Raw genomic sequence first — 25907 nt, 5'->3', positions numbered from 1 at the left:
GAGCGACGCGCAGGGCCAGGCAAGGCAGAATGGCTGGAGGCGAGGAGACCGGTAGAAGCCAAGTCTTCTATAAGATATAATACTCAACACCGCAGGCACCCCCGCGACAAGTCGCGCAGGCACCGCGGAATCCAGGGCTCGGGTCTCACCAGGACCGGGGCATTCGGTTGCAAGCGCTATAGAAGAACTGCACGTATGGCTGATCCCATCAAACCCGCAAACGCACCGGCCAAAGAATTCATCATCCTGGGCAAGACCTCGGATGGCCGGCAGTTCCGCCCCAGCGACTGGGCGGAGCGCCTGTGCGGCGTGATGTCGTGTTTCCGTCCGGAAGGCAGTGGCGGGCGCAACGCGCACCTGAAGTATTCCCCCTATGTCTTGCCGACCCACATCGACGGCGTGCGCTCGGTGGTGGTCAACGAAGCCCTGCGCGAGCTGGAACCGCTGGCGTATCACTTCGTGGTCAACTTCGCCAAGGACAACGACCTGCAGGTGATCGAGGCCTGTGTCCTGCCTGACGCTCCCAAGGAAAACAAGGCGCCCTGAGCCTTGTTTTCCTGCTCCGGGCGGTTTTGTGTCGCCCGGTCAATACCCCGCCAGCTTCATGCCGCTGCCTGCAAGCGGCCCCGCCAGCAGTTACACTAGAACTTACCGTCTTCAACTCCCGCGCTCAGCCGAACACATCAGCCAGAGCCAGCGGGATCACCTGGCCGTACGCGGCCGCCTAATCACGGAGAAGAAGCATCATGAACCACCGCATGGAGCGCGACACCTTTGGCCTGATCGAAGTCCCGGCCGACCGCCTGTGGGGCGCGCAGACCGAACGTTCGCTGCACCACTTCCACATTTCCACCGAGCGCATGCCAGCCGAGCTGATCGTGGCACTGGCTGCCGTCAAGCGCGCCTGTGCCAGCGTCAATTGCGACCTCGGCAAGCTGGACGGCAAGAAGGCCGAGGCCATCATCGCTGCTGCTGATGAAGTGATCGCCGGCAAGCATCCGCTGGAATTCCCGCTGTCGGTCTGGCAGACCGGCTCCGGCACCCAGAGCAACATGAACATGAACGAGGTGCTGGCCAACCGCGCCTCCGAGCTTTTGGGTGGCGTACGTGGCGAAGATCGCCTGATCCACCCCAATGATGACGTCAATCGCGGCCAGTCCTCCAACGACATCTTCCCGACCGCCATGCACGTGGCCGCCTGCATGGCCGTGGCGACCCACCTGATTCCCTCGCTGCACAAGCTGCGCGGTACCCTGGCGGAGAAATCCACCCAGTTCGCCGACATCGTCAAGATCGGCCGCACCCACCTGCAGGACGCCACACCGCTGACCCTGGGCCAGGAGTTCTCCGGCTACGTGGCCCAGCTGGAACATGCGGAGTCGGCCGTCATCGCCACCCTCAATGCCATCTCCGAACTGGCCGCCGGCGGCACGGCGGTCGGCACGGGCCTGAATGCCCACCCCGAATTCGGCGAGCGCGTGGCTGCCGAGCTGGCCAAGTTCTTCGGTTTCCCCTTCAAGACCGCGCCCAACAAGTTCGCCGCACTGGCCGGCCATGATGCCCTGGTGGCCTCGCATGGCGGCCTGAAGACACTGGCCGCGGCGATGATGAAGATTGCCAACGACGTCCGCTGGCTGGCATCCGGCCCGCGCTCGGGCCTGGGCGAGATCACCATCCCCGAGAATGAGCCGGGCAGTTCCATCATGCCGGGCAAGGTCAATCCGACCCAATGCGAGGCCATGACCATGCTCTGCGCCCAGGTCTTCGGCAACGATGTTGCCTTGAACATCGGTGGCGCCAGCGGCAACTTCGAGCTCAACGTCTTCAAGCCGGTGATCATCCACAACTTCCTGCAGAGTGTGCGCCTGCTGGCCGACGGCATGGCCAGTTTCGAGGAGCACTGCGCCCGCGGCATCGAAGCCAACCGCAGCCGCATCGGAGAACTGATGGAAAAGTCGCTCATGCTGGTGACCGCCCTGGCACCGCACATCGGCTACGACAAGGCCGCCAAGATCGCCAAGCAGGCGCATCACGACGGCACGACCCTGAAGCAGGCCGCACTGGCCCTGGGCTATGTCACTGAAGAGCAGTTCGTGGAGTGGATCAAGCCGGAGCAGATGACGCGGCCGGGTTGAGACTGGGATAAGACGAAATACAGCCAAATATGGCTGAAGCGAGAAGTCGGCAAGGAGGGCAGAGCGAAGCTTCTGCCCTCCTTCTTCTTTGCAGGGCATCGAATGTGGACTAACCGGGATATGTCTGGCTAGTCGCTGAAGAAATTGCCAAGTATGTATGCTGACGCACTAGAAACTGAAGCAAGGCTCGTCATTGATGCTTTTGCCGTCTCGCACCTCGTATTCGCACGCTGGCAGGTCACGCCCTGGGCCTTTGAGTCGGGTGACAGACCGCCTCACCACTTGGGTGGAGTCGACATCGAGGGCCCTATCGAGAAGCTGATCGTGCAACCGGAGCTTGCAGCTCCTGTAGGAATAGCGATTGATGATTTGTTCGCTCGCGCTCGAATAAGTCACTTCAATCAGCAGCCGTGTTTTTTCATCAAATTCCAGCCGACCATATTTCCCTATCAGGCAGCCGTTGCCCGGACTAATGTCGTAGTAGGCAACGGCGGGTATTCTCCCGCGTTCGTCCAAGCTCAGAGCGAGTATCGCTTGATCCCCCCATTTTGCGCCTGCAATAGAAAATGAATGGCGATAGGCGCCGGGCGTCGGAAGCCTGAGCCTTCTTATGCCGCTGCCGACCCTGATGTCAACGCTCATCACGTAATCGGCATTCGTTTTCATACCGACAAGCTTGAAGCTTTCTTCCTCCTTGGCATGTGTGGACAAGGCGATGCCCAGCACCAAGGCTGGAGCAAGGAAATGGAATAGTTTTTTCACGTTGTACTCAGCTCAACAGTATCTTCTTCACCCAGTGGAACTTTTGTAGCCGGTCCTCGTTACTCAAAGGGGGATATTCAGGAAGATTTCTTCGCGCCGGGCCTCGATTGATGACTCTGCCCACCTCTTCAACTATGGCATCTTCCATGCCTTTTTTAGCTGAGCGTCTGAGGTCATTGGAACGCCAGTACCAGCACGAAGCGGCGAAGGCCAGATACGAATCACTGCCAAGCGTTTCGGGCTGGTTGACGAGATTGGTCGGCCTGACGAAACGATTTAGAAACAAGTTGAGTGCGTTGTAATTTACCTCGGAGGTGATTTGAACGAATCCCCGTCCTTTGTAGCGTGACGCGCTGCTGGCATATTTCGAGGGAAGTTCGGTCATCAAACGCATTCCTGCAGACTCGTGCATGCCTTGCGCCAAGAAATGTGCTTGTTCAAGACGATCAATAAAGCCCCATTGCATCATCGTCTTGTTCAAACTGAAGCGATGAGTTCGTACGACCTCTTTATCCGTATCCGGCATTATTCGTAGAAGCTCGGCTTCGCTTAGCCACATGCATTTTGCCAAATGCTCAATGAATCTGATCGGATGAGCATGCCAGACGCTCTTTGCGTCCGGAATTCCATCAACCTCTTCCCAGAAGGCAAGGCGTTCGATGTGGCAGGCTAGTCTCCCAAACTCTTCTTCGCTGAGCTTTTGGGGACCAAAATCTTCCTGTGTGACACGTTCAAACCTCTGCTTGATATCCACCTTACTCCATTCGGTAGGGTGTTTCGCTATCAAGTTGCCGACATTTATTTCTTCCTGGGCAGACGGGTGCGCAGCGTTATGGCTATTCAGTTTCTCTAGCAGTCTGTCACCATCAAGCAAGGCATCTGCGCTATGTTGTCCTTCCTCTTCTTGGAATTTCTCGAAGCTTGGCCAATCTGCGTCGCTCGTGTAGTTGAGTACCTTTTTCTCGACCCAGCACAGTTTGTCCTTGCCTGGAAGAAAAAGCGGAATCCAAGTTTTTCCTTGGTAGGTCTGTTCGCTGAATTCATCGATTTCCAACCACGGCCCTATCCAGGGAACCACTACTGTTCCCATTGCCAGCGTTTGCATATTCCTTAATGGATCTTTGGTAAATACGGAAAGAGCGTCAGTTCTTGCCACATGTTGCCTTTCAAAACGCGTTTTACCTTTGTGCTTGGCGGTGGAAACTTGAGAGTGGACTTCCTCAATTTGGTCCTGGCTGACCCAGTAGCTTTTTCCCTCTTGTTTGATCTTGAAATAGCCTCCCTCAGAATGCGATTTTTCTAAGTCCAGTGGTATCGCTGGGTTAACGCGAAGGGTCTGCTCGGGGAGAAGTTCGTCCAACACCAGATGTGCAGCGGCAAGAACGCATCTGCCCCATATTGTCTTGCAGGGATTGCTGAGGAATTCGGGGCTATCGAAAAATATCTCGAAATGGATTCCCCTCGACGGAGTCGTCATGTTGTCGGGTATGTTCCCACAATAGCCAAGCACATCGCCCCTCCGGACTCGGGCGAATCCCGTGCCGGAAATGACAGATCCATTTGCCACAGGAGCAATGATCTCTTCATGCTCCTTTTCCATCACGGGACGCTTTTGCTTATCGAAGACCGGTTGCCCGCTTTTGAATTGCTGACGTTCGGGAATGATTTTCCGCACGAAGTTCACCGCATTTGGGGCGATTTTTTTGACATCCCCCCAAGAGCGGAGATGCATGTAAAGAGAGTAAAAGCTTAATTTGGCGGCTCCCAGTCCCGTTTGCCCAAGTTCTGCTTCATGCTTGAGGAGAACAAAGCTCCGCGAACAGGATGTCTTGTTGAAGTATTCATCGGTCTCATCGATTTCGTCGTAGCGGTATGCAATGAGATCGCCGTCAGCAATGGCGACTATTGGCGTGTCTTTTCCCAATGGATGAATATGGATGCCGCCGTGCCAGAAACGATTTTTTCCCAGTAGATAAGAACCGCTGAGGATTTCGCTACGATTGGAAATGCTGTCGGGAACGACGCGTTGTTCGCTACCGGCTATGTAAGGGAGTTGAATAGGATAGGTGATGATCATTGTCGGAAGAAGGTTGCCAAGCCGGGCAGCGCTAGGGGACATCCGCTGCGCGATCTCTATGTAGCGCGGATTTGTAAGAAGATTGCTGTGGAAATCGGGAGATCTTATGAGAGCGGGGTAGTGCCCAAGTCTTTCGGCGGCAAAGAAGTCCGCGTGGCTCGAAGTTTTACTGCGGTGACTGGCGTATTTATTACCTTAATCGTCTTCCGATGTGCCGCCGTCTGCTGACATCTTGTCGCCTGGAAACCAGGGCTTCCAACGGGTTGCAAAGCCTTTTCAACCCCATGTATATCAATATTGATTAGGGTTACGAATTGAAACATCTCAAGATTTAAGACCAGCCCCGGCGTATATTGCTTTCATGCGCCAGATGCGTCTGCAAGCCGCGCCCGACAAGGAGTTTCGGGCGATCGGGGAAAGCGGCGGCGATGCCATCGGCGATAATTCCAGACATTCAGAGACACTCCCAAAGGCAATAACATGAAGAAAATAGCGGCAATCGGCGTCTGCGGCATGCTGGCGGTGGCCGGCCTGGTGGCTAGCGCGTCGGTGTATGCGCATGGGCGCTTCTATGGCGGCGTGGTGATCGGCGGGCCGATCTGGGTGCCGCCGCCGGTCTACTATCCGCCGCCGGTCTATGTGGAACGGGTGCCGGCACCGGTCTACGTGGAGCCGCCGCGCCAGGATTACTGGTACTACTGCCAGGAATCCAAGGCGTATTACCCCTATGTGCAGAACTGCCCCAGTCCCTGGATGAAGGTGGTGCCCAATACCCCCGCCGTTCCCGGCGGTCCGCCGCCGCAATAGCCTGGCGACCAGATCGCGCAGGCCGTTCTCAGCTGCTCTGCGCTAAAGCAATACCTTCACAGATAAAGGAATCATCGTGAAACCCCTCTACAAGACCGCCGCTACCGTCACCGCCGTCGGCGCCATGCTGGCGCTGGGTGGTTGCGTGACCGTGCCCACCGGCCCGTCGGTAATGGCCATGCCGGGCAAGGGAAAGAGTTACGAGCAGTTCCGTGCCGACCAGCAGCAATGCCAGCAGTATGCCCAGGACGCCATTGGCGGGCAGGCGGCGCAGACTCAGAACAATGCGGCCAACAGCGCCGCAGTCGGTACCGCCGTGGGTGCGGTGGCCGGCGCACTGATTGGTGCGGCTTCCGGCAATGCCGGCGCCGGGGCGGCCATCGGTGCCGGTGGTGGTCTGCTGGTGGGCAGTGCCGCGGGCAGCAATGCGGCTGCGGGCGGCAATTATTCGATGCAGCAGCGTTATGACATGACCTATACCCAGTGCATGTACAGCAAGGGCAACCAGGTGCAGCAGCCGGTCCAGACCACCACCGTCTATACCTACCACCCGCGTTACTATTACGCTCCGCCGCCGCCTCCGGGCTATTACGGCCCACCGCCGGTGTACTACGGCCCGCCGCCGGGTGCATATTGAGGCCGCAGGTTGGCGAAGAAGGCAAACCGCATCCCCGGATGCGGTTTTTTCTTATGCAACGCAACATGGCGGCCCGCCAGTGCTATACTCGCCGCCATGCTTTTCCGAACCCAACTTGCGAAAACCCAGCATTGGTGGCGCGCCTGACTTAGGCGGCCCGTTTTCACACAGCTTGACCATGTGATGCCGCCGGTTCCGGCGGCATGTTTTTTTCAGCTTCGGACCGGCGGCATTCCAGACAGATTAACGATCAGGAATGACCATGTCTTCGAACGCCACTAGTTCCGCCTCCAGCACGACCTCCGCTTCCACCTTGCCCGTGGTCCTCACCGGCGACCGTCCTACCGGTCCGCTGCACCTGGGGCACTACATTGGTTCCCTCAAATCGCGCGTGGCGCTGCAGGAGACTTCGCGCCAGTTCCTGCTGCTGGCCGACACGCAGGCCATGACCGACAATGTCGGTCGCCACCAGAAGGTCACCGACAACGTGCTGGAGGTGGCGCTGGACTACCTGGCCGTGGGCATCGATCCCGAGAAATCGACCATCTTCATCCAGTCCCAGGTGCGCGAGCTCTACGAACTGTCGATGGTGTTGCTGAACCTGGTGACGGTGTCGCGCCTGGAGCGCAATCCCACCATCAAGGAAGAGATCCGCCTGCGCGGCTTCGAGCGCGATATCCCGGCCGGTTTCCTGACCTACCCGGTCAGCCAGGCGGCCGACATCTCCGCCTTCAAGGGGCAACTGGTGCCGGTGGGCAGCGACCAGTTGCCGATGATCGAGCAGACCAACGAACTGGTGCGCAAATTCAACGCCACCGTCGATCGTGAGGTGCTGGTGGAATGCAAGGAAGTGCTCTCCGAAACCGGCCGCCTGCCCGGCATCGACGGCAAGGCCAAGATGAGCAAGTCGCTGGGCAATTCCATCGCCCTGGGCGCGACGCCGGCCGAGATCAAGCAGGCCGTGCACCGCATGTACACCGACCCGAATCACCTGCGCGTGGACGATCCGGGCCAGGTCGAGGGCAATGTGGTGTTCACCTTCCTGGATGCCTTCGACCCCGACCGCGATGCCGTGGCCGAGTTGAAGGCCCACTACACCCGGGGTGGTCTGGGCGACAGCGTGGTCAAGCGTCGGCTGGAAGGCATCCTGCAGGAATTGCTGGAGCCCATCCGCACCTGTCGCGAAGAGTTCGCCAAGGACCGTGGTGAAGTGCTGGCCATCCTCAAGCGGGGCACCGAGCGCGCCAGCGCCGTGGCCGCGCAGACCATGTCGGAAGTCAATGCCGCGCTGGGCCTGAACTACTTCGGCTAAGGCCCTCAGTCGACCGACTGCACAAAACGAAACCGCCGCTTCCCGGCCAGGGGAGCGGCGGTTTTTTCATGCCTGCGGAGCAGTTCAGCGTGCCTTGGCCGGCGTCATCTGCGGCAGTTCCAGCAAGACTTCCAGCCCGCCCTCCGGAAGATTGCGCAGGCGCAGCTGGCCATGATGGTTCTCGGCGATATTGAGCGCGATGGTCAGGCCCAGCCCGGTGCCACCGGTATCGCGTGAACGCGAGGTTTCCAGCCGATAGAAGGGTTCGAAGACCGCCTCCAGCTCGGCATCGGGGATGCCCGGCCCCTGGTCGCGGATACGGATGGCGATCCGCTGTTGCTCCAGGGCGATGCTGACCCGCGCCTGGCGGCCGTACTTGCAGGCGTTGTCGATCAGGTTGGTCAGGCAGCGCCGCAGCGCCCCCGGCTGGGCCATCACGAAGGCGCGGGTGCTGCCCTGCAGGCTCACGTCCTGGCCGGCGTCGGCGGCATCGGCGCAGACGCTGTCGAGCAGGGAGTCGATATCCAGCGCCTGCACCTTCTCCGAGGAATCCATGCTGCGCGCCAGGTCCAGCCCCTCGCGCACCATGCCGTGCATTACGCCCAGATCGTCGATCAGTTTTTGCTGCAGTTCGGCGTCGGTGACCTTTTCCAGCCGCAGGCGCATGCGCGTCAGCGGCGTCTGCAAATCGTGGGTGATGGCCGCCAGCATGTGGGTGCGATGCTGGATCTGGCGCCGGATGCGGCCCTGCATGGCATTGAAGGCATGTGCCGCCTGGCGGATTTCGGTGGGGCCGGTCTCGGCCAGTGGCGCATGGTCGATATCGCTGCCCAGGCGCGATGCGGCCTGAGCCAACTGGCGGATCGGGCGGGTCGCCATGCGCGCCACCAGCCAGGCCAGCATCGCGATCAGCGCCAGGAACAGCAGGATGTACTGCAGGCCGAACGGGCCACCCGGTCCGCCGCGGCCGCGCAGGGCAGGGGGCTCGCCCGGCTGATGCAGGCGCAGGCGCATCAGGGCCTGGTCGTGCAGGCTCACGTAGATCACGCGGCAGGTATCGCGGCGTGGGGCGTGGGCATCATCGGCCCGCAAGGGCGGGCATTCGCTCTCGCGCTGTACGGCGATCTTGCGATCCTCGCCCAGACGCGACTGCAGCATCTCGATGAGCGGGCTGGTACTGGCGTTGGGACCGATGGCGTCATTCATGTCGTCCACCATGCGCGCCTCGAATCCAAAGTTGGTGGCAGCCTGCAGCACGATGGGACGCTGCGGCGGCGGGATGTCGTCCACCGCCTGGACGATCTGCTCCACGCGGTCGGCCAGATGCTGGAAGCGCAGTTCGCGCAAGGTGCTGCGGCGCTCGTTGCCAGCCAGCCAGGTGGTGGCCATGACCGCCACCACGATGCCCGCCAGCAGCAGGAAGAAGATGCGGTTGCCGATGGAGCCCAGGAAATCCTTCATGCCGGCCGGCCCGCGCCTTCCGCGCTGACGGTGGTGGCCAGCACATAACCTTCGTTGCGCACGGTCTTGATGATGGTGGGCGTGCGCGCATCGTCACCCAGCTTCTGGCGCAGGCGGCTGATCTGGATATCCACCGAGCGGTCGAAGGGATCGGATTCGCGGCCCTGGGTCAGCTCCAGCAGCTGGTCGCGGTTGAGCACCCGGTTGGGATGATCCAGGAACACCTTCAGCAGCCGGAACTCCGCCCCCGACAGGGCTACCACCACGCCATCGCGGTTCACCAGGTGACGCGCCGTCAGGTCCAGCGTCCAGCCGGCAAAGCGCATGGTGGCCACGTCCGGCTGGGCCATGTTGGGCGGCAGGGCCTGGGTACGGCGCAGCACGCTGCGGATGCGGGCGAACAGCTCGCGCGGCTCGAAGGGCTTGGCCAGGTAGTCGTCGGCGCCCATTTCCAGGCCCAGGATGCGGTCCAGCGGCTCGCCGCGCGCAGTCAGCATGATCACCGGCACCGATGAGGTGGCGCGCAGGTTGCGACACAGCGTCAGGCCGTCTTCCCCGGGCAGGGTCAGGTCCAGCACGATCAGGTCCACCCGCGACTCTTCCAGCACCCGACGCATCTCGCTGCCATTGGTGGCGGTCAGGGTGCGCAGGCCGTTGCTGTCCAGGTATTCGGCCAGCAGGGTGCGGATGTCGCGGTCGTCATCGACGACGAGGATGTGAGTATTTGTATCCATGGGACGCATTATGCCGAACTTGTCCGTACGTGCAGGATGGATTTGTATCGGGTCTTTACAAGGAGGGGCGTGGAAATAAAACGATACCTGGGAGGCCTGCGGATATACAAAACGATACAAATGACGGCACAGCCGAAAAATCGCCGATACACGCCGCCGGTTTAATGGGAACCGTGCCAAGACAGCACTTCGCTGTATGACAGTACAAGCGCAGTACAAGCACAGTACCAAGCGCAAGACCACTGAAAGGAGCAACACATGTTGACATTCAAGAACCGTATCCTGGCCGGCATCGCCGCCGTAAGCATCAGCGCCGTGACCCTGTCGGCCTTCGCCCAGATGCCCCCGGGCGGCCCGCAAGGCCATGCCCCGAGCCCGGAACAGATCGCCAAGTTCGAGCAGATGCGCGCCAAGCACCAGGCCCAGCTGCACGACAAGCTCAAGATCACCGCCGCCCAGGAAGCCGGCTGGAAGCTGTTCCTGGACAAGACCAAGCCGGCCCCGTTTGACCGTGCCGCTCGTCCCAACAAGGAAGAATGGGCCAAGCTGTCCACCCCGGAACGTCTGGACAAGCAGCTGGACATGATGCGCAAGCGCGAATCCTTCGCCGAACAGCGCATCGCCGCCACCAAGGAGTTCTACGCCACCCTGTCGCCGGAGCAGCAGAAGACCTTCGACGCCGAGTTCGCCAAGATGCAGCATCATCGCTGGGAACAGATGCATCACGGCCAGCGTGGCGAGCACAAGGGCCCGCCGCGTGACGGCAAGCCCGCTCCCGACGCTCCGGCCAAGTAAGGCGCGCGGCAGCATTCGCCCGTGCGTTGCAAGCGCGGGCGTTTTCCACCCCGACAGCCTTGCGCTCGACCGGCAAGGCTGTTCTCATTGGCGCGGCCGGCAATAGCTGGGTACACTGCGTGCCAGCCGATGCAGGTGGCATGCGTGGTTGCAGAGTTGCAAGCCGCCCAGGAGAGAATAGCGGCAGGCGGTCCGATCCAACAGGATGGGCCGCCTTCCCTTATGCTCTTGCCTTTGCGTGACCGGATAACGGCACGCCGACGCGATGGCAGAGTGCTGCATCGATTTCCCATGAGACAAGGCCGCCTGTTGGCGGTCTGCATACGTGATCGGTTTACTGGTTTCCCTGACATGACAAATACTCCCAATCCCGGCCAGCCATCTCCCTCCCCATCTCCTTCGCGTTCCCGTGGCAGCATCCTGCGCCGCTGGTGGTTCTGGGTACTGGTGGCCGCACTGGCCGCCGGTGGCGGGTACAAATACTGGTCCAAGAAGAAGGCCGAGCAGGAGCAGATGAGTGCCATGGGTGGCCCCGGTGGCCCCGGGGGCCGACCAGGTGCTGGCGGTCCGGGCGCCCGCCGCCCGGGCGCCGGCGCCTTCGCCGGCCAGACCATGCCGGTCGGCGTGGCCAAGGCCCGGGTGCAGGATGTGGATGTCTTCCTCAACGGCCTGGGGGCGGTCACGCCGACGGCCACCGCCACCGTGCGCGCCCGGGTCGATGGCCAGTTGATGAAGCTGCATTACAAGGAAGGCCAGGTGGTCAAGGCCGGTGAGCTGCTGGCCGAGATCGACCCGCGCTCGCTGCAGGCCGCGCTGACCCAGGCCGAAGGCCAGCTGGCGCGCGACCGCGCACTGCTGAGCTCGGCCCGGCTTGACCTGAAGCGCTACCAGACCCTGCTGTCGCAGGACTCCATCGCCAGCCAGCAGGTCGACACCCAGGCCGCGCTGGTCAAGCAATATGAGGGAACGGTCAAGGCAGACGAGGGCAGCGTCGCCAGCGCCCGCCTGCAGTTGTCGTTCACCCGCGTGATCGCCCCCATCAGCGGTCGCCTGGGCCTGCGTCAGGCCGACGTCGGCAACAACGTCACCACCAGCGACACCAACGGCCTGGTCATCATCACCCAGCTGCAGCCGATCACCGCCATCTTCAGCATTCCTGAAGACAATATCCCCAAGGTCTTGCAGCAGCTGCAGAGCGGTCGCAAGCTGCCGGCCCAGGCCTGGGACCGTGAGCAGAAGAAGAAACTGGCCGACGGCGTGCTGCTGACCATCGACAACGTGGTCGATTCCACCACCGGCACGGTCAAGCTCAAGGCCCAGTTCCCCAATACCGACTACGCGCTGTTCCCCAGCCAGTTCGTCAATATCCGCCTGCAGCTCAATACCGAACAAGGTGCCACCGTCATCCCGACGGCCGCCATCCAGCGCGGGGCCAAGGGTTTGTTCGTCTATGTGGTCAAGGAAGACAACACCGTCACCGTGCGCCCGGTCAAGACCGGCCCGGTGCAGGATGACCTGACCGTCATCACCGACGGCGTGGCCGCTGGCGAGACCGTGGTCATTGACGGCATCGACCGCCTGCGCGAAGGCGCCAAGGTCGAGGCCGTGGCACGCGGCGGCGCCGACGATCCGGCCAACAAGCTCACCACCGAGAACCCCGATGCACGCCGCCATGGCAAGCGTGGCCAGGGTCAAGGACAAGGGCCGGGGCAGGGCGTAGAAGGCGGTCAGGGCGGCATGAGCCCGGAAGAACGCCAGAAGCGCTGGGCCGAGCTCAACAAGCGTATCGATGCCGGCGAATTCGGCGAAGAGATCAAGAAGCTGCCTGAAGACCAGCGTCGCCAGAAGATGATGGAACTGCGGCGCCAGCGCGAGGCGGGCAATGCCAATGGCGGCACCGGTGGCGCCAGCAACGCAGGCAACGCCAACGGCGCCAAGTAAGCACAAGGCTCACGCATGAATCCCTCGCGCCAGTTCATTCTGCGGCCGGTCGCCACATCCTTGCTGATGCTGGCGATCCTGCTGGTGGGCATCGTCGCCTACCGGCTCCTGCCGCTGTCGGCCCTGCCTGAAGTCGATTACCCGACCATCCAGGTGGTCACCCTCTATCCCGGGGCCAGCCCGGATGTGATGACCTCCTCGGTCACCGCGCCGCTGGAGCGCCAGTTCGGCCAGATGCCGGGCTTGAAGCAGATGTCTTCCACCAGTTCCGGCGGAGCCTCGGTGATCACGCTGCAGTTCAACCTCGACCTGAGCCTGGACGTGGCCGAGCAGGAGGTGCAGGCCGCCATCAACGCCGGCAGCAACCTGCTGCCCTCGGACCTGCCGATGCCGCCGGTCTACAGCAAGGTCAACCCGGCGGATACGCCCATCATCACGCTGGCGGTCACCTCCAGGACCATGCCCCTGCCCAAGGTCCAGGACCTGATCGACACCCGCCTGGCGCAAAAGATTTCGCAATTGTCGGGCGTGGGTCTGGTGAGCCTGTCGGGCGGCCAGCGTCCGGCCGTGCGCATGCAGTTGAATCCGCGTGCCGTGGCCGCGCTGGGCCTGAATCTGGATGACGTGCGTACCGCCATCGGCAACGCCAACGTCAACCAGGCCAAGGGCAGCTTCGATGGCCCCACCCGCGCCTCCACCATCGATGCCAACGATCAGCTGCGCTCGGCCGACGAGTATCGCAACCTGATCATCGCCTACAAGAATGGCGCGCCGATCCGGGTCTCCGATGTGGCCGATGTGATCGATGGTGCAGAAAACGTCCGCCTGGGCGCCTGGGCCAACCAGCAGCCTGCGGTGATTGTGAACATTCAGCGTCAGCCGGGTGCCAACGTGATCGCCGTGGTCGACAGCATCAAGAAGATCCTGCCGCAGCTGCAGGCCAGCCTGCCGGGCTCCATCGACGTCCACATCCTGACCGACCGCACCACCACCATCCGTGCCTCGGTAGCCGATGTGAAGTTCGAGCTGCTGCTGTCGGTGGCGCTGGTGGTGATGGTGATCTTCGTCTTCCTGCGCAATGTGCCGGCCACCATCATCCCCAGCGTAGCGGTACCGCTGTCGCTGGTGGGTACCTTCGCCATCATGTATCTGGCCGGTTTCTCGATCAACAACCTGACCCTGATGGCCCTGACGATTGCTACCGGTTTCGTGGTCGACGACGCCATCGTCATGATCGAGAACATCTCGCGCTACATCGAAGAAGGCATGAAGCCCATGCAGGCGGCCCTGAAAGGTGCCGAGCAGATCGGCTTTACCATCATCTCGCTGACCTTCTCGCTGATTGCGGTGCTGATCCCGCTGCTGTTCATGGGTGACGTGGTGGGGCGCCTGTTCCACGAATTCGCGGTGACCCTGGCGGTCTCCATCCTGATCTCGGCCGTGGTCTCGCTCACGCTGACGCCCATGATGTGCGCGCGCCTGCTGCGCCATCAGCCAGAAGAACAGCAGGGCTGGTTCTACCACAAGAGCCAGGTCTTCTTCGATCGCATCATTGCCCGCTACGGCGTCATGCTGGAATGGGTGCTGGAGCGCCAGAAGCTGACCCTGCTGGTGGCCGTGGCCACCCTGGGCCTGACCGTGCTGCTGTACGTGTTCGTGCCCAAGGGCTTCTTCCCGCTGCAGGACACCGGGGTCATCCAGGGTATCTCGGAAGCCACGCAGTCCATTTCCTTCAGTGCCATGGGAGAAAAACAGCAGCAACTGGCCAAGGTGGTGCTGCAGGACCCGGCCGTGGAAAGCCTGTCCTCCTTCATCGGCGTGGATGGCACCAACGCCACCCTGAACAGCGGGCGCATGCTGATCAACCTGAAGCCGCACGAAGAACGCGACGTTTCCGCCGCCGACGTGATCCGTCGCCTGCAACCCACGCTGGCGCGTGAAGTGCCGGGCGTCACCCTCTACATGCAGCCGGTGCAGGACCTGACCATCGAGGATAGCGTCTCCCGCACGCAATACCAGTTCACCCTGGAAGACGCCGATCCGGCCCTGCTCAGTACCTGGGTGCCGAAGCTGATTGCGCGCCTGCAACAGGTGCCTGAACTGGCTGACGTGGCCACCAACCTGCAGGACCAGGGGCTGCAGGCCTATATCCAGATCGACCGCAACGCCGCGTCGCGTCTGGGCATCACCACCGCCGCCATTGACAACGCGCTCTACAACGCCTTCGGCCAGCGCCTCATTTCCACCATCTATACGCAATCGAACCTGTATCGTGTGGTGATGGAGGTCAAGCCGGAATTCCAGCGCGGCCCCGAAGCGCTGGACAGCATCTACCTGGTCACCTCGGGCGGCGGCAAGGTACCACTGTCGTCGATCGCCACCGTCAGCGAACGCACCGCGCCGCTGGTGGTGAACCACATCGGCCAGTTCCCGGCGGCCACCGTGTCCTTCAACCTGGCCAAGGGCGCCTCGCTGGGCAAGGCGGTCGAGGCCATCAAGGCCGCCGAGGCCGAGATCGGCATGCCGGCCTCCACCGTGACCAACTTCCAGGGCGCCGCGCTGGCCTTCCAGGCCTCGCTGTCCAACACCTTGTGGCTGATCCTGGCGGCCATCATCACCATGTACATCGTGCTGGGCGTGCTCTACGAGAGCTACATCCATCCCATCACCATCCTCTCCACGTTGCCCTCGGCCGGCGTGGGCGCGCTGTTGTCGCTGATGATCTCCGGTACCGACCTGGGCATCATCGGCATCATCGGCATCATCCTGCTGATCGGCATCGTCAAGAAGAACGCCATCATGATGATCGACTTCGCCCTGGAGGCCGAACGGCACGAAGGCAAGAGCCCGCGCGAGGCGATCTATCAGGCTTGCCTGTTGCGTTTCCGGCCGATCCTGATGACCACCATGGCAGCGCTGCTGGGCGCCTTGCCGCTGATGCTGGGCACCGGCGTGGGCTCCGAACTGCGCCAGCCGCTGGGCATCACCATGGTGGGCGGCCTGCTGGTGTCGCAGGTGCTCACGCTCTTTACCACGCCGGTGATCTATCTCGGCTTCGACAGCCTGGGCCGTCGGCTGCGCGCACGCTTCGGGCAGCGCGCGCCTGGGCATGGCGGCGGCGACGATGATGCTGAAGACGGCAAGCCGGCCACGCTGCCGCCGGCGGTGTAGGCGGATGCGCGCATGAATATCTCGCTTCCCTTCATCAAGCGGCCCATCGCCACCACGCTCTTGACCATCGGCATCGCGCTGGCGGGCATGGTGGCCTTCCGCTTGCTGCCGGTCTCGCCGTTGCCGCAGGTGGATTACCCGACCATCTCGATCTCTGCCTCGCTGCCCGGCGCCAGCCCCGAGACCATGGCCGCGACCGTGGCCACGCCGCTGGAACGCGCCATGGGCGCCATCGCCGGGGTCACTGAGATGACCTCCACCAGCTCCCAGAACTCCACCCGCATCACCCTGCAGTTCGACCTGAGCCGCGACATCGATGGCGCCGCCCGCGACGTGCAGGCCGCGCTCAATGCCGCGCGCAGCCTGCTGCCCACCGGCATGCCGAGCAACCCGACCTATCGCAAGGTCAACCCGGCCGACGCCCCCATCCTGATCCTGGCCATGACCTCCGACACCATGACCCAGGGGCAGATGTACGACGCCGCCGACAGCATCGTGGCGCAGAAACTGTCGCAGGTGCGCGGGGTAGGGCAGGTCAGTGTAGGCGGCAGTTCACAACCGGCCGTGCGCATCGAACTGAATCCGACCGCCCTCAACAAGTACGGCATCGGCAGCGCCGACGTGCGCACCGCGGTGGCTGCCACCAATGCCAATCGCCCCAAGGGTTTGCTGGAAGACGATGGCCGCAACTGGCAGATCTACGCCAACGACCAGGCCAAGACCGCCGCCGAATATGCGCCACTGATCGTGTCCTACCGCAACGGTACGCCGGTGCGGGTGCAGGACGTGGCCGAGGTGCGCGACTCGGTGGCCGATGTGCGCAATGCCGGCTCCTCCAACGGCAAGCCCTCGGTGCTGATCATCATCAATCGCCAGCCCGGCGCCAACATCATCGACACCGTCGACAACGTGCGCGAACTGCTGCCGCAGCTGCAGGCCTCGATTCCGTCCGCCATCGACATGAAGGTCGTGCTGGACCGCACCCCCACCATCCGCGCCTCGCTGAAGGAAACCGAATTCACCCTGATCCTCTCGGTGGCGCTGGTGATCATGGTGGTATTCCTGTTCCTGCGTAACGCCCGTGCCACGCTGATCCCCGCAGTGGCGGTGCCGGTGTCCCTGATCGGCACCTTCGGCGTGATGTATCTGGCCGGCTTCAGCCTGGACAACCTGTCGCTGATGGCGCTGACCATTGCCACCGGCTTCGTGGTGGACGATGCCATCGTGGTGCTGGAAAACATCTCGCGCCATATCGAGTCCGGCATGAAGCCCTACAAGGCGGCCCTGCTCGGTGCGCGTGAGGTCGGCTTCACCGTGCTGTCGATGAGCATTTCGCTCATCGCCGTGTTCATTCCCATCCTGCTGATGGAAGGCATCGTCGGCCGCCTGTTCCGCGAATTCGCCATCACCCTGTCGGTGGCCATCCTGGTTTCGCTGGTGGTGTCCCTCACCACCACGCCAATGATGTGCGCGCAGTTGCTGCGCCATGACCCGGAGGCCGACGCAGCGCGTCGCCAGCGCCGCCATCCCTGGCTGCAGAAGATTTCCGACCAGACCGCCGCCATCTTCGAAGACATGCTGCTGGCCTACGAACGCACCCTGGCCTGGGCCCTGCGGGCGGCCCCCCTGATGATGCTGATCCTGCTGGCCACGATTGCCCTGAACGTGTATCTCTACAAGGCCATCCCCAAGGGATTCTTCCCCCAGCAGGATACGGGGCGCCTGATCGGCGGCATCCGTGGCGACCAGGCCATCTCCTTCCAGGCCATGCGCACCAAGCTCAATGAGTTCATCGACATCGTCAAGGCCGATCCCGCCGTGTCGGATGTGGTGGCCTTTACCGGTGGGCAGCGGCGCAATGGCGGCTTCATGTACGTGACCCTGAAGCCGCTCACCGAACGCAAGGACAGCGCCGACAAGGTAGTGGCGCGGCTGCGCATGAAGACCGCCAAGGTGGCTGGCGCCCGGGTGTTCCTGGTGCCGGTGCAGGACATCCGCATCGGCGCCCGCCAGAGCGACTCGCAGTATGAATACTCGCTCAAGTCCGACGATGTCGGCCTGCTGCGCATCTGGGAACCCAAGATTCGCCTGGCCCTGTCCAACCTCAAGGAACTGGAAGACATCAGCACCGACCAGCAGGACAACGGCCTGCAGACCACCCTGACCATCGACCGCGAGACCGCCATGCGGGCCGGTGTCACGCCGCAGCTGATCGATTCCACGCTGTCCGACCTGTTCGGCCAGCGCCAAATCTCGACCATCTACAGCGGCATGAACCAGTACCACGTGGTGATGGAAGCCGCACCGCAATACTGGCAGAGCCCGGAAACCCTGCGCGATACCTATGTCAGCCTGGCCGGCTCGTCCAACCTGTCGCCGACCACCTCCAGCCTGTCCACGCCACCGGCCCTGTCGGCGGCCGGCAAGCTCAATGCCAACACCGGCCTGGCGCAGACCATTTCCACCGCGCCCTCGCGCCAGATTCCGCTGGCCGCGTTCTCGCGCTTCGAACCGACCACCACCGCGCTGTCGGTCAGCCACGAGGGCCAGTTCGTGGCCTCCACGCTGTCCTTCAACCTGGCCGAGGGCGTGTCGCTGTCGCAGGCCACCGAAGCCATCGACCGCGCCATGGCGCAACTGGGCGTACCCACCAATGTGCTGGGCACCTTTGCCGGTACCGCCAATGCCTTCCAGTCCTCCACCTCCAGCCAGCCCATCCTGATCCTGACGGCATTGCTGGCGGTGTACATCGTGCTGGGCATACTCTACGAGAGCCTGATCCATCCCATCACCATCATCTCCACCTTGCCCTCGGCCGGTGTGGGTGCCTTGCTGGCACTGATGGTGACTGGTACCGATTTCAGCCTGATCGCGCTGATCGGTGTGATCCTGCTGATCGGCATCGTCAAGAAGAACGCCATCATGATGGTGGACTTCGCCATCGATGCCGAACGCAATCGTGGCCTGTCCCCGCGTGACGCCATCTTCGAAGCCTGCCGGCTGCGCTTCCGCCCGATCATGATGACCACCATGGCCGCCTTGCTGGGCGCGATCCCGCTGGCCATGGGCCACGGCGACGGCGCCGAGCTGCGCCAGCCGCTGGGCATTTCCATCGTCGGCGGACTGGTCGTGAGCCAGCTGCTCACCCTCTATACGACCCCGGTGGTGTACCTGTACATGGAACGCCTGCGCGCCTGGGGCCAGCGCCGCTTCGGTCGCAAGAACCAGACAGAAACCTCGGCGGCCTGAGGCTGCCGCCATGGAGAAACGCATGACGCAACAAGACCTGCTCAAACTCAAGCCCGTACTGATGGCGCTGGCGGTTAGCCTGGCGCTGACGGCCTGCGCGGTCGGCCCCGATTACGTCCGACCGCAGATGGACGAGGCCACCATGGCCCCGGCCGTCTTCAAGGAAGGCCAGAACTGGAAGCCCGCCCAGCCGCGCGACCTGGTGGCCGACGGCAAGTGGTGGGAGATGTTCAACGATGCCCAATTGAATGCGCTGGTGGCGCAGGTGGACGTCTCTAACCAGAACCTGGCGCTGGCCGAAGCCAACTTCCGCAGCGCCGTAGCGCTGGTGCAGAGTTCGCGCTCGGCCTATTCGCCCACCTTGTCGGCTTCGGCCGGCGCTTCGCGGGGTCGCTCCGGTTCGGCCGGTTCATCGACCTCGTCCGGTACCTCGTCCTCGTCCGGATCGTCCGGCGGCGTGCGCAATTCCTATACCTTCTCGCTCACCGCCGCCTGGGAGGCTGACATCTGGGGCAAGGTCCGGCGCGACGTCGAATCCAGCCAGGCCAGCGCCCAGGCCAGCGCAGCGGACCTGGCCGGCGCCCGTTTGTCGGCGCAGGCACAAGTGGCGCAGAACTACCTGCAGCTACGCGTGCTGGACGCCCAGCAGCAGTTGCTGGATGACACCGTGCAGGCCTACCAGCGTTCGCTGGAGGTAGCACAGAACCAGTACAACGCCGGCATGGTCGCCAAGTCCGACGTGATCCAGGCGCAGACCCAGCTGAAATCGGCCCAGGCCTCGGCGCTGGACAACGGCGTCACCCGCGCCCAGATCGAACATGCCATCGCCCTGCTGGTGGGCAAGACACCTGCGAGCTTCTCCCTGCCCAGGTCGCCGCTGACCGCCGTGGCGCCGCCGGTCCCGCAGGGTGTGCCGTCGATGCTGCTGGAGCGCCGTCCTGACGTGGCCGCCGCCGAGCGCCGCGTGGCCTCCGCCAATGCCAAGATCGGCGTAGCCAAGGCCGCCTATTTCCCCAGCCTGACGCTGTCGGCCTCGGGCGGTTACCAGAGTTCCACCTTTGCCGACTGGTTCACACTGCCGGGTCGGGTGTGGTCGCTGGGACCACAGCTGGCACAGACCATCTTCGACGGCGGCGCGCGCCAGGCCGCCACCGATCAGGCCATCGCCAGCTACGACGGCACGGTGGCCACCTACAAGCAGACGGTGCTGACCGCCTTCCAGGAGGTCGAAGACAACCTGGCCGCATTGCGCATCCTGGAGCAGGAAGCCGCGGTGCAGGCCGAAGCGCTGCAAGCGGCGCGCCAGGCTGTCACGCTGGTGACCAACCAGTACAAGGCCGGCACGGTCAGCTACGTCAACGTCATCACCGCCCAGGCCACGGCCCTGTCGGCCGAACTGAATTCATTGAATATCCTGAACCGCCGCATGGCCGCCAGCGTGCTGCTGGCCAAGGCCCTGGGCGGTGGCTGGGACGGACATAGCCTGGATGACCTGGGACCGCTGGAGCAGCAGAGTGCAGAGCGGGCGAGAGGCTTGAAGGAGAATGCGGCATTGAGGTAGAGGGGGACATTAATCCTCAGGAATCAGCGCCCCGGTCTGAACAGAGAAATTTCGTTTGACCTTCTTGAATGAATGACGACCCGAGCATGCGCTCGTAGCATCGAAGACGAACGTCAAGATGTCGTCCGAGTTAGTGGCTTCTGAAAGCTCGAACTCGTAGCCCCACGGAATGTTCTTCGGGGGCGTATTGCATTGCCGCGACTTGGCATAGAAGCTTGCAGAGAGTTGTTTAAGTTGCGCGTTGATCTTGTTGGCCGACCTGGTGTTCAGATATCTGGAGGGTTTTACGGTCACCTTCTCGATATAGATCCGGTTCATTGCATCTCTTGCCCCGGTTTTTTTATAAACGGAAGTCTCCAGCTTGATATCGCCGAGATCCAGTTCTTCCCCGAAGCTGGGTTGAAAAATCGACGGTATTAATACGGTGATTGCCAAGGCTAGGTTTTTTTTCAGCATTCTGTGATCTCGAAAGTTTGGGTTGAATGGGTTACAGGGGCTGGCGCACAGGTCTGCTCTTCCCGGTCAGCGCTAGAAGTTGGTTCAGACGGTCAGCTGGGTCGAATGGAATATTCTTTAAAGCAGATTGAATTTGGATGGCTAAAACCCGGTGTCAGTATCAAAGCGCCATCGCGGAGCCATATATGGAAAGCCGCAGATCGGAAATAGGACTCGCAGGATGCCATTGCTTCAGATTTGAATAGATCTTCGTTCTGTTCCAATAGGTATTGAACCGCAAAGCCGCCGTTGGTACCGAGTTCGATGCCGCCTGCACTGAAGTTGGCGTAGCTGCCGCCGCCGTTGATGACGATCCTCTCCTGCGCGGTGATGGTGATCTCATTGGCGGTCTGCGATATCTTCAGCTTGGCGAGCAGCCGGATGCTGTCGTTCAGTGCCTGCACGTCGATGTCGCCGGCGGCCGCGACCAGCTTCATCCCGGCCTGATGGACGAGTAGCCGCAAGGTCTTGCGCACGCTGGCGAAGAAGCCCTCGCCGCTGGCAAGCGAGAAGGTCTTGCCGGTACTGATGACGGTATGCCCATCACTTGCCAGGTGGGTGGAGCCGGCCGTTGTGCTTGCGATGCCGGCCGGGCTGGCCAGTACCAGATGGGGTGCCGATAATTCCGGGAAGGCATGGTCGGCGGCGATCTTCCTGCCACCAATGTCGTCGGTCTGTGTCTTGATCGCCGCGAGGGTGTCGGACTGCTGTTCCGGATCGAGGGCCGTACACTGTTCGGCAAAGCGGGCATGGCGCTCTTGCGCTTGCTGGGCGCTGGCCAGACGCTGGTGCGTCTCGCCCAGGTCCTTGATGGGTCCGGCGGCATTGCGGCGCGCTTCGGTGGTGATCAGCATTCCCTTGCCGGCACGGGCGACGCCCCAGGCGTTGGTGGCAAGCTCCCATCCTTCGCCTCTGGCGTCTTCTACCCCCTGGCTGGACTGGATGCGTTTGACATAGCCCAGGGAGAGCTGGCTGCATTGATGATCGGATTTGAGCTGCGCCTGGATGCGTTCGAAGGTATCGTCGAAGACCAGGTGGTTGCCACGTCGTGCCACCCACTGGCCATTGTTTGGCGTCAGCTCGCGGCTGCGCAAGCCGGAGAGTGCCCGCTGGTCGGGCAGCATCCATGCCGGCTTGTTGTCCTCATTGGCGACCGCGCCGGTAATGATGGGCCGGTCCGGGTCGCCCGAGAGCCATTGCACGATCACTTCCGTGCCCAGGCGTGGAACGGCGGCACTGCCCATTTCGGGGCCGGCCCATAAGGCTGAGACGCGAATCCAGGCCGAACTGGACGCGTCGTTCTGGCCCACCCGGTCCCAGTGGAATTGCACCCGGACCCGGCCGTACGGATCGGTATGGATGCGGTCGCGCCCGGCGATGCCGACTACGGTCGCGGTCTGAGGGGCCAGGATGCGGGTGTCCGTGCTGTTGAAACCTCTTCCCGGTCGCCATTGCACGCTCCTGCGGGAGCAGGTGAACCAGTTGCGGTACGTCGGTTCGGCCAGGCCATCGCGGGCAAGATAGTTATTGCAGACCCGGTGTCTGATCGACAGCACCAGGAAATCATTACGACCGTCCCGCGCGTCCCTGCCATAACGTTCGTGATTGAAATGGTCCACCAGACGGAAATAGCGTCCTGCTTCCAGAGTGCGGCAATTTCCCTCCGCTTCGAAATACTTGCCGACGGCTTCGATCTCTTCCATGCGCAGCTTGGCTTGTCCATACGCGTCATCGAAATTCTCGCAGCCATAGGAGCCCGCATATTCATACTGTTCCATGCGCGGGGCGCTGCCTTGCTGATTCAGCGTCGGCGCGGTACGCAAGAGCTGCCTGGGCTCGCAGAAGTTGTATGAACTCACGCTGAAGCTGGACGGTACGAGCTCGCGCACGGCCACCCAGCGATCCACGGCGTCTTCCTCGGCGCTGCCACCTTGTGCTTGGAAGCGCACTTCCAGATCGCCATCGATGGGGGCGGAGCGATAGGGATCATCGGCGATGATCAGGGTATGGCCTTGCTCGTCGTGCCGGAAAGAGTAAACCCAGCCCGCAGCTTCCCAGCGCCGGCTGAGGTAATTGAAGTCGGTTTCGTCAAACTGGCAAGCGTAGGTCATGGCGGCGCTGTCGCCGTATATCTGCCATTCCCAGCGGGGATAGGCCGAATAGTCCCTGAAGATGCTGCTGGTCTGATCCTTCAGGGACTTGTAGTGGAAGACGTAGTTGTCCTTGCGCAGATTGAGGAAACGCAGCCACGGTCCGAGTACGGCTTCGTAGAGCGCGATGCCGCCGTCCGCATGACATCTGCGGAAGCTGAATACGTAGCCGGAGAAGTAGCGCAAGCTCCCATCTGCGCGCACCATCTCGATGTTGAGCAGCTTGCCTTGCATGTCCTTGAGTGCGATGCCGGGGTCGTCGGAGAGCAGCTTGACCTTGTATTCGAAGTCGCGGGAGATACTTTCCACGGCGTCGATGCTGTCGACGACCATCAGCGCATCGGGTGCATTACGGTGGGGGAACGACAGACGCAGCATGCGGTTGTGCTGCCGTCCTTTGATCAGTTCCTGAAATGTGGGAATGGTCTTGGCCATGCGGACTCCGGGCAGGTTCCGGGTGCGCATCGAGCGGCGTCAATGACCAGGGCCATTCATGAAGTCAGCGCAGACGGAGGATCATGAGAAAGGAGAGATGGTAGCCAACGCAGAACACCCGCCATAGCGATGGAATTCTAGAAACGCGGACAGAATGCGAGGGAGGGCAGGGGAGCAAAGGTAAACGGCAAAGAGAGCATGCTGGCGGCACAGGGTGGATGTTGAAACGTTCCGGAGCGCCGGTCCATGGTTTGGATGCGACAGTGGTCGCATGACTGTGCAAGGCGAAGCGTGACCAGGCCTGATCAGGCGTGATTATTTAAGAGGAAATCTGGACGTGCAGCACGCCCCGCAACGCATTGCACACCACCACCTCCTGCGCGCGCAGCAAGTCGGCGCGGGTGATCACGGCTTCGCGGGCCTGCCAGTGTGGATCGGCCAGCAGGACGCGGCGCATCACGCCCGGCAGCACGCCGGCGGACAGGGGCGGGGTGCACCACTGCCCGTCAAGTTTGACGAAGACATTGCTGCGTCCCCCCTCGGTCAATTCGTCGCGCTCATTGAAGAACAGCATGTCGAAGCCGCCACGTCGTTCGGCTTCTTTCCAGGCCGCGTCGTAATGTGCACGCCGCGTGCTCTTGTGACGCAGGAAAAAGTCGTCGCTGGCGCAACGATGCTCGGCCAGGAAGACCGTCAGCGGTCCTGCCAGCGGTAGCAGCGGTGCATGCTGCAGGCTGATGTTGCCGCCTGCATCCAGTGCCAGTCGCAGGCGCAGGACGACGTCCTTGGGCAGGCCGGCGCAGAGCGCATCGATCTGCTGACGCATCGCCTTCTCGTCGCAGGGAAAACCGAACACCGCCGCCGAGGCCTGCAGGCGCTGCAGGTGCAAGTCCAGATGGCGGCAGCCGGCGTGGCTGACGTGCATGGTTTCGAAGAGGCTGAATTCCTGTTCCAGCCCGGTGAGGAAGGCCGATTTCAGGCGGCATTCAGCAAATTCGGAGGCGGCGTCACTGTCGTAGACGATGCCGGCGCCCACGCCCATCACGCCCTGTCGCAGGCCATGCGCGGGCGCTTGCAGTTCCAGCGTGCGGATCGGCACCGACAGGCAGAAGTCGCCGATGGTGCCGCCGCCTTCGCGTGGCGCGTCGAACCAGCCGATGGCGCCGGTGTACAGGCCGCGGGCCTCGGTTTCCAGCTCGTTGATGATTTCCATGGTGCGCCGCTTGGGCGCGCCGGTGATGGAGCCGCAGGGGTAGAGGGCGGCGATGACGGTGGCCAGCGTGGCGTCCTCGCGCAGGCGGGCGCGGATGGTGGAGGTCATCTGCAGCACCTGCCCATAGCGGCGCACGTCGAACAGGTGCGGTACCTGGACTGAACCGGAGCGGGCCACGCGGCCCAGGTCGTTGCGCAGCAGGTCCACGATCATCAGGTTCTCGGCCCGGTTCTTTTCGTCGTTGGCCAGGGCCAGGGCGCGCTGGGCATTGACCGTGTCGGCAGCGTCGGCCTGGGCGTCCATGGCCCGTGCGGTGCCTTTCATCGGCTTGGCCTTCAACATGCCATCCTGGTGCGAGACGAACAGTTCCGGCGAGCAGGACAGCACCATTCCCCCTTGCTCATCGCGGACAAGGGCGCCATAGGGCACCGGCTGCCGCCCGCGCAAGCGGCGATACAGCGTGATGGCATCGCCATATGCCTGGAAGTGCAGGCGATAGGTGTAATTGACCTGGTAGGTATCACCGGCGGCGATGTAGTCGCGGATGCGTCCGATGGCGGTGCTGAAGGCGGCCTCATCGACGCTGCTGCGCAGGTTGACGATGCCTGCCGCTTCGTCAGCGCATTGGCCGGCCAGCCAGGCATCGACCTCGGTCGCACCCAGGCGCTGGCAATGCTGGAACAGCAGGACGCGCGCCAGCGGGGCCGTCAGCGGCCGGTGCGGCAAGCCCTGCAGTGCCGCGCCCAGTTCATAGCTCCATAAGGCGACCGCATGCTGGCCAGCGGCCAGCGCTGCCTGCATCTGCGCCAGCAGCGCCGGAAAGCCGGCGGCGTCGGTGCAGGCCAGCGTGCGCAGGTGGCCGGTATAAAGGCGCGAGCGCGGTTCGGCCGGCGTGGCGAGATGGTCGTCGAGGAGGGCGAAGCAGTCGGTCATGGAACAGGGGGCAAGGACGGCAAGGGCAGGCAGGGCGGG

General features: G+C 62.5%; 17 protein-coding genes. 10 read left to right on the top strand and 7 right to left on the bottom strand.

Annotated features, from left to right (window positions below; all coding sequences use genetic code 11):
- Positions 1 to 195 precede the first annotated feature (195 nt).
- Both VE092_RS01500 and fumC read left to right on the top strand, forming a co-directional pair.
- Positions 196 to 546: a DUF3579 domain-containing protein gene (locus VE092_RS01500; protein ID WP_324873117.1), complete on the top strand. Its 351-nt coding sequence runs from the start codon at positions 196 to 198 to the stop codon at positions 544 to 546.
- A gap of 200 nt (positions 547 to 746) precedes the next feature.
- Positions 747 to 2135: a class II fumarate hydratase gene (fumC, locus tag VE092_RS01495; protein WP_324873115.1), complete on the top strand. Its 1389-nt coding sequence runs from the start codon at positions 747 to 749 to the stop codon at positions 2133 to 2135.
- A 168-nt stretch (positions 2136 to 2303) separates the two neighbouring features.
- On the opposite strand, the gene VE092_RS01490 is transcribed toward fumC, so the two are convergent.
- Both VE092_RS01490 and VE092_RS01485 read right to left on the bottom strand, forming a co-directional pair.
- A complete protein-coding gene (locus VE092_RS01490) occupies positions 2304 to 2897 on the bottom strand; it encodes a hypothetical protein (RefSeq protein ID WP_324873114.1) in 594 nt (197 codons plus the stop codon).
- Between the two features lie 7 nt (positions 2898 to 2904).
- Entirely contained in the window at positions 2905 to 4974 is a 2070-nt protein-coding gene (locus VE092_RS01485) for a hypothetical protein (protein WP_324873111.1), read from the bottom strand.
- A gap of 480 nt (positions 4975 to 5454) precedes the next feature.
- On the opposite strand from VE092_RS01485, the gene VE092_RS01480 reads away from it, so the two are divergent.
- The 3 genes from VE092_RS01480 to trpS all read left to right on the top strand — a co-directional run bounded on the left by VE092_RS01480 (position 5455) and on the right by trpS (position 7730).
- The gene (locus VE092_RS01480; RefSeq protein WP_324873109.1) at positions 5455 to 5781 is read left to right on the top strand and encodes a hypothetical protein; all 327 of its coding nucleotides are present in this window, start codon (positions 5455 to 5457) and stop codon (positions 5779 to 5781) included.
- 76 nt (positions 5782 to 5857) lie between these two features.
- Complete coding sequence (locus VE092_RS01475; protein WP_324873107.1) at positions 5858 to 6418, top strand: glycine zipper family protein; 561 nt, start codon at positions 5858 to 5860, stop codon at positions 6416 to 6418.
- 262 nt (positions 6419 to 6680) lie between these two features.
- Positions 6681 to 7730: a tryptophan--tRNA ligase gene (trpS, locus tag VE092_RS01470; RefSeq protein ID WP_324873106.1), complete on the top strand. Its 1050-nt coding sequence runs from the start codon at positions 6681 to 6683 to the stop codon at positions 7728 to 7730.
- A gap of 84 nt (positions 7731 to 7814) precedes the next feature.
- Here trpS and VE092_RS01465 read toward each other — a convergent pair whose 3' ends face one another.
- Complete coding sequence (locus VE092_RS01465) at positions 7815 to 9191, bottom strand: ATP-binding protein (RefSeq protein WP_324873105.1); 1377 nt, start codon at positions 9189 to 9191, stop codon at positions 7815 to 7817.
- Positions 9188 to 9925 (bottom strand): response regulator, encoded by a 738-nt coding sequence (locus VE092_RS01460; protein WP_006462419.1) that lies wholly within the window; start codon positions 9923 to 9925, stop codon positions 9188 to 9190. Before VE092_RS01460 ends, VE092_RS01465 begins: the two co-directional genes overlap by 4 nt.
- Positions 9926 to 10183: 258 nt before the next feature.
- Here VE092_RS01460 and VE092_RS01455 point away from each other — a divergent pair, with 258 nt between their 5' ends.
- From VE092_RS01455 to VE092_RS01435, 5 genes are all read left to right on the top strand, one after another.
- Entirely contained in the window at positions 10184 to 10720 is a 537-nt protein-coding gene (locus VE092_RS01455; protein ID WP_102661401.1) for a Spy/CpxP family protein refolding chaperone, read from the top strand.
- A 351-nt stretch (positions 10721 to 11071) separates the two neighbouring features.
- On the top strand, positions 11072 to 12661 hold the full coding sequence (locus VE092_RS01450) for an MdtA/MuxA family multidrug efflux RND transporter periplasmic adaptor subunit (protein ID WP_324873100.1): 1590 nt from the start codon (positions 11072 to 11074) through the stop codon (positions 12659 to 12661).
- Positions 12662 to 12676: 15 nt separating this feature from the next.
- Positions 12677 to 15832, top strand: coding sequence for an MdtB/MuxB family multidrug efflux RND transporter permease subunit (locus VE092_RS01445; protein ID WP_324873098.1), 3156 nt, complete (start codon positions 12677 to 12679; stop codon positions 15830 to 15832).
- Between the two features lie 12 nt (positions 15833 to 15844).
- Positions 15845 to 19081, top strand: coding sequence for an efflux RND transporter permease subunit (locus VE092_RS01440; protein WP_324873096.1), 3237 nt, complete (start codon positions 15845 to 15847; stop codon positions 19079 to 19081).
- A gap of 22 nt (positions 19082 to 19103) precedes the next feature.
- Positions 19104 to 20642 (top strand): efflux transporter outer membrane subunit, encoded by a 1539-nt coding sequence (locus tag VE092_RS01435; RefSeq protein ID WP_324873093.1) that lies wholly within the window; start codon positions 19104 to 19106, stop codon positions 20640 to 20642.
- A 9-nt stretch (positions 20643 to 20651) separates the two neighbouring features.
- Here the strand turns inward: VE092_RS01435 and VE092_RS01430 are convergent, their stop codons facing one another.
- The 3 genes from VE092_RS01430 to VE092_RS01420 form a co-directional block, all read right to left on the bottom strand.
- Complete coding sequence (locus tag VE092_RS01430) at positions 20652 to 21098, bottom strand: hypothetical protein (protein ID WP_324873091.1); 447 nt, start codon at positions 21096 to 21098, stop codon at positions 20652 to 20654.
- 92 nt (positions 21099 to 21190) lie between these two features.
- Positions 21191 to 23722: a type VI secretion system Vgr family protein gene (locus VE092_RS01425; RefSeq protein ID WP_324873089.1), complete on the bottom strand. Its 2532-nt coding sequence runs from the start codon at positions 23720 to 23722 to the stop codon at positions 21191 to 21193.
- A gap of 319 nt (positions 23723 to 24041) precedes the next feature.
- Positions 24042 to 25868, bottom strand: coding sequence for a bifunctional anthranilate synthase component I family protein/class IV aminotransferase (locus tag VE092_RS01420; RefSeq protein ID WP_324873087.1), 1827 nt, complete (start codon positions 25866 to 25868; stop codon positions 24042 to 24044).
- Between the last annotated feature and the right edge of the window lie 39 nt (positions 25869 to 25907).

It is taken from the genome of Herbaspirillum sp. (assembly GCF_035644555.1).
Taxonomy (GTDB): Bacteria; Pseudomonadota; Gammaproteobacteria; order Burkholderiales; family Burkholderiaceae_D; genus Herbaspirillum.
Note: the sequence above shows the minus strand (reverse complement) of the source record. Positions and strands in the feature narration are given on the sequence as shown.

Excerpts from the sequence above, each read along its gene's own strand:
- VE092_RS01500 (WP_324873117.1), top strand. The coding sequence starts at position 196 with ATGGCTGATCCCATCAAACCCGCAAACGCACCGGCCAAAGAATTCATC.
- fumC (WP_324873115.1), top strand. The coding sequence starts at position 747 with ATGAACCACCGCATGGAGCGCGACACCTTTGGCCTGATCGAAGTCCCG.
- VE092_RS01485 (WP_324873111.1), bottom strand. The coding sequence starts at position 4,974 with ATGATCATCACCTATCCTATTCAACTCCCTTACATAGCCGGTAGCGAA.
- VE092_RS01480 (WP_324873109.1), top strand. The coding sequence starts at position 5,455 with ATGAAGAAAATAGCGGCAATCGGCGTCTGCGGCATGCTGGCGGTGGCC.
- trpS (WP_324873106.1), top strand. The coding sequence starts at position 6,681 with ATGTCTTCGAACGCCACTAGTTCCGCCTCCAGCACGACCTCCGCTTCC.
- VE092_RS01465 (WP_324873105.1), bottom strand. The coding sequence starts at position 9,191 with ATGAAGGATTTCCTGGGCTCCATCGGCAACCGCATCTTCTTCCTGCTG.
- VE092_RS01460 (WP_006462419.1), bottom strand. The coding sequence starts at position 9,925 with ATGGATACAAATACTCACATCCTCGTCGTCGATGACGACCGCGACATC.
- VE092_RS01455 (WP_102661401.1), top strand. The coding sequence starts at position 10,184 with ATGTTGACATTCAAGAACCGTATCCTGGCCGGCATCGCCGCCGTAAGC.
- VE092_RS01450 (WP_324873100.1), top strand. The coding sequence starts at position 11,072 with ATGACAAATACTCCCAATCCCGGCCAGCCATCTCCCTCCCCATCTCCT.
- VE092_RS01445 (WP_324873098.1), top strand. The coding sequence starts at position 12,677 with ATGAATCCCTCGCGCCAGTTCATTCTGCGGCCGGTCGCCACATCCTTG.
- VE092_RS01440 (WP_324873096.1), top strand. The coding sequence starts at position 15,845 with ATGAATATCTCGCTTCCCTTCATCAAGCGGCCCATCGCCACCACGCTC.
- VE092_RS01435 (WP_324873093.1), top strand. The coding sequence starts at position 19,104 with ATGACGCAACAAGACCTGCTCAAACTCAAGCCCGTACTGATGGCGCTG.
- VE092_RS01430 (WP_324873091.1), bottom strand. The coding sequence starts at position 21,098 with ATGCTGAAAAAAAACCTAGCCTTGGCAATCACCGTATTAATACCGTCG.
- VE092_RS01425 (WP_324873089.1), bottom strand. The coding sequence starts at position 23,722 with ATGGCCAAGACCATTCCCACATTTCAGGAACTGATCAAAGGACGGCAG.
- VE092_RS01420 (WP_324873087.1), bottom strand. The coding sequence starts at position 25,868 with ATGACCGACTGCTTCGCCCTCCTCGACGACCATCTCGCCACGCCGGCC.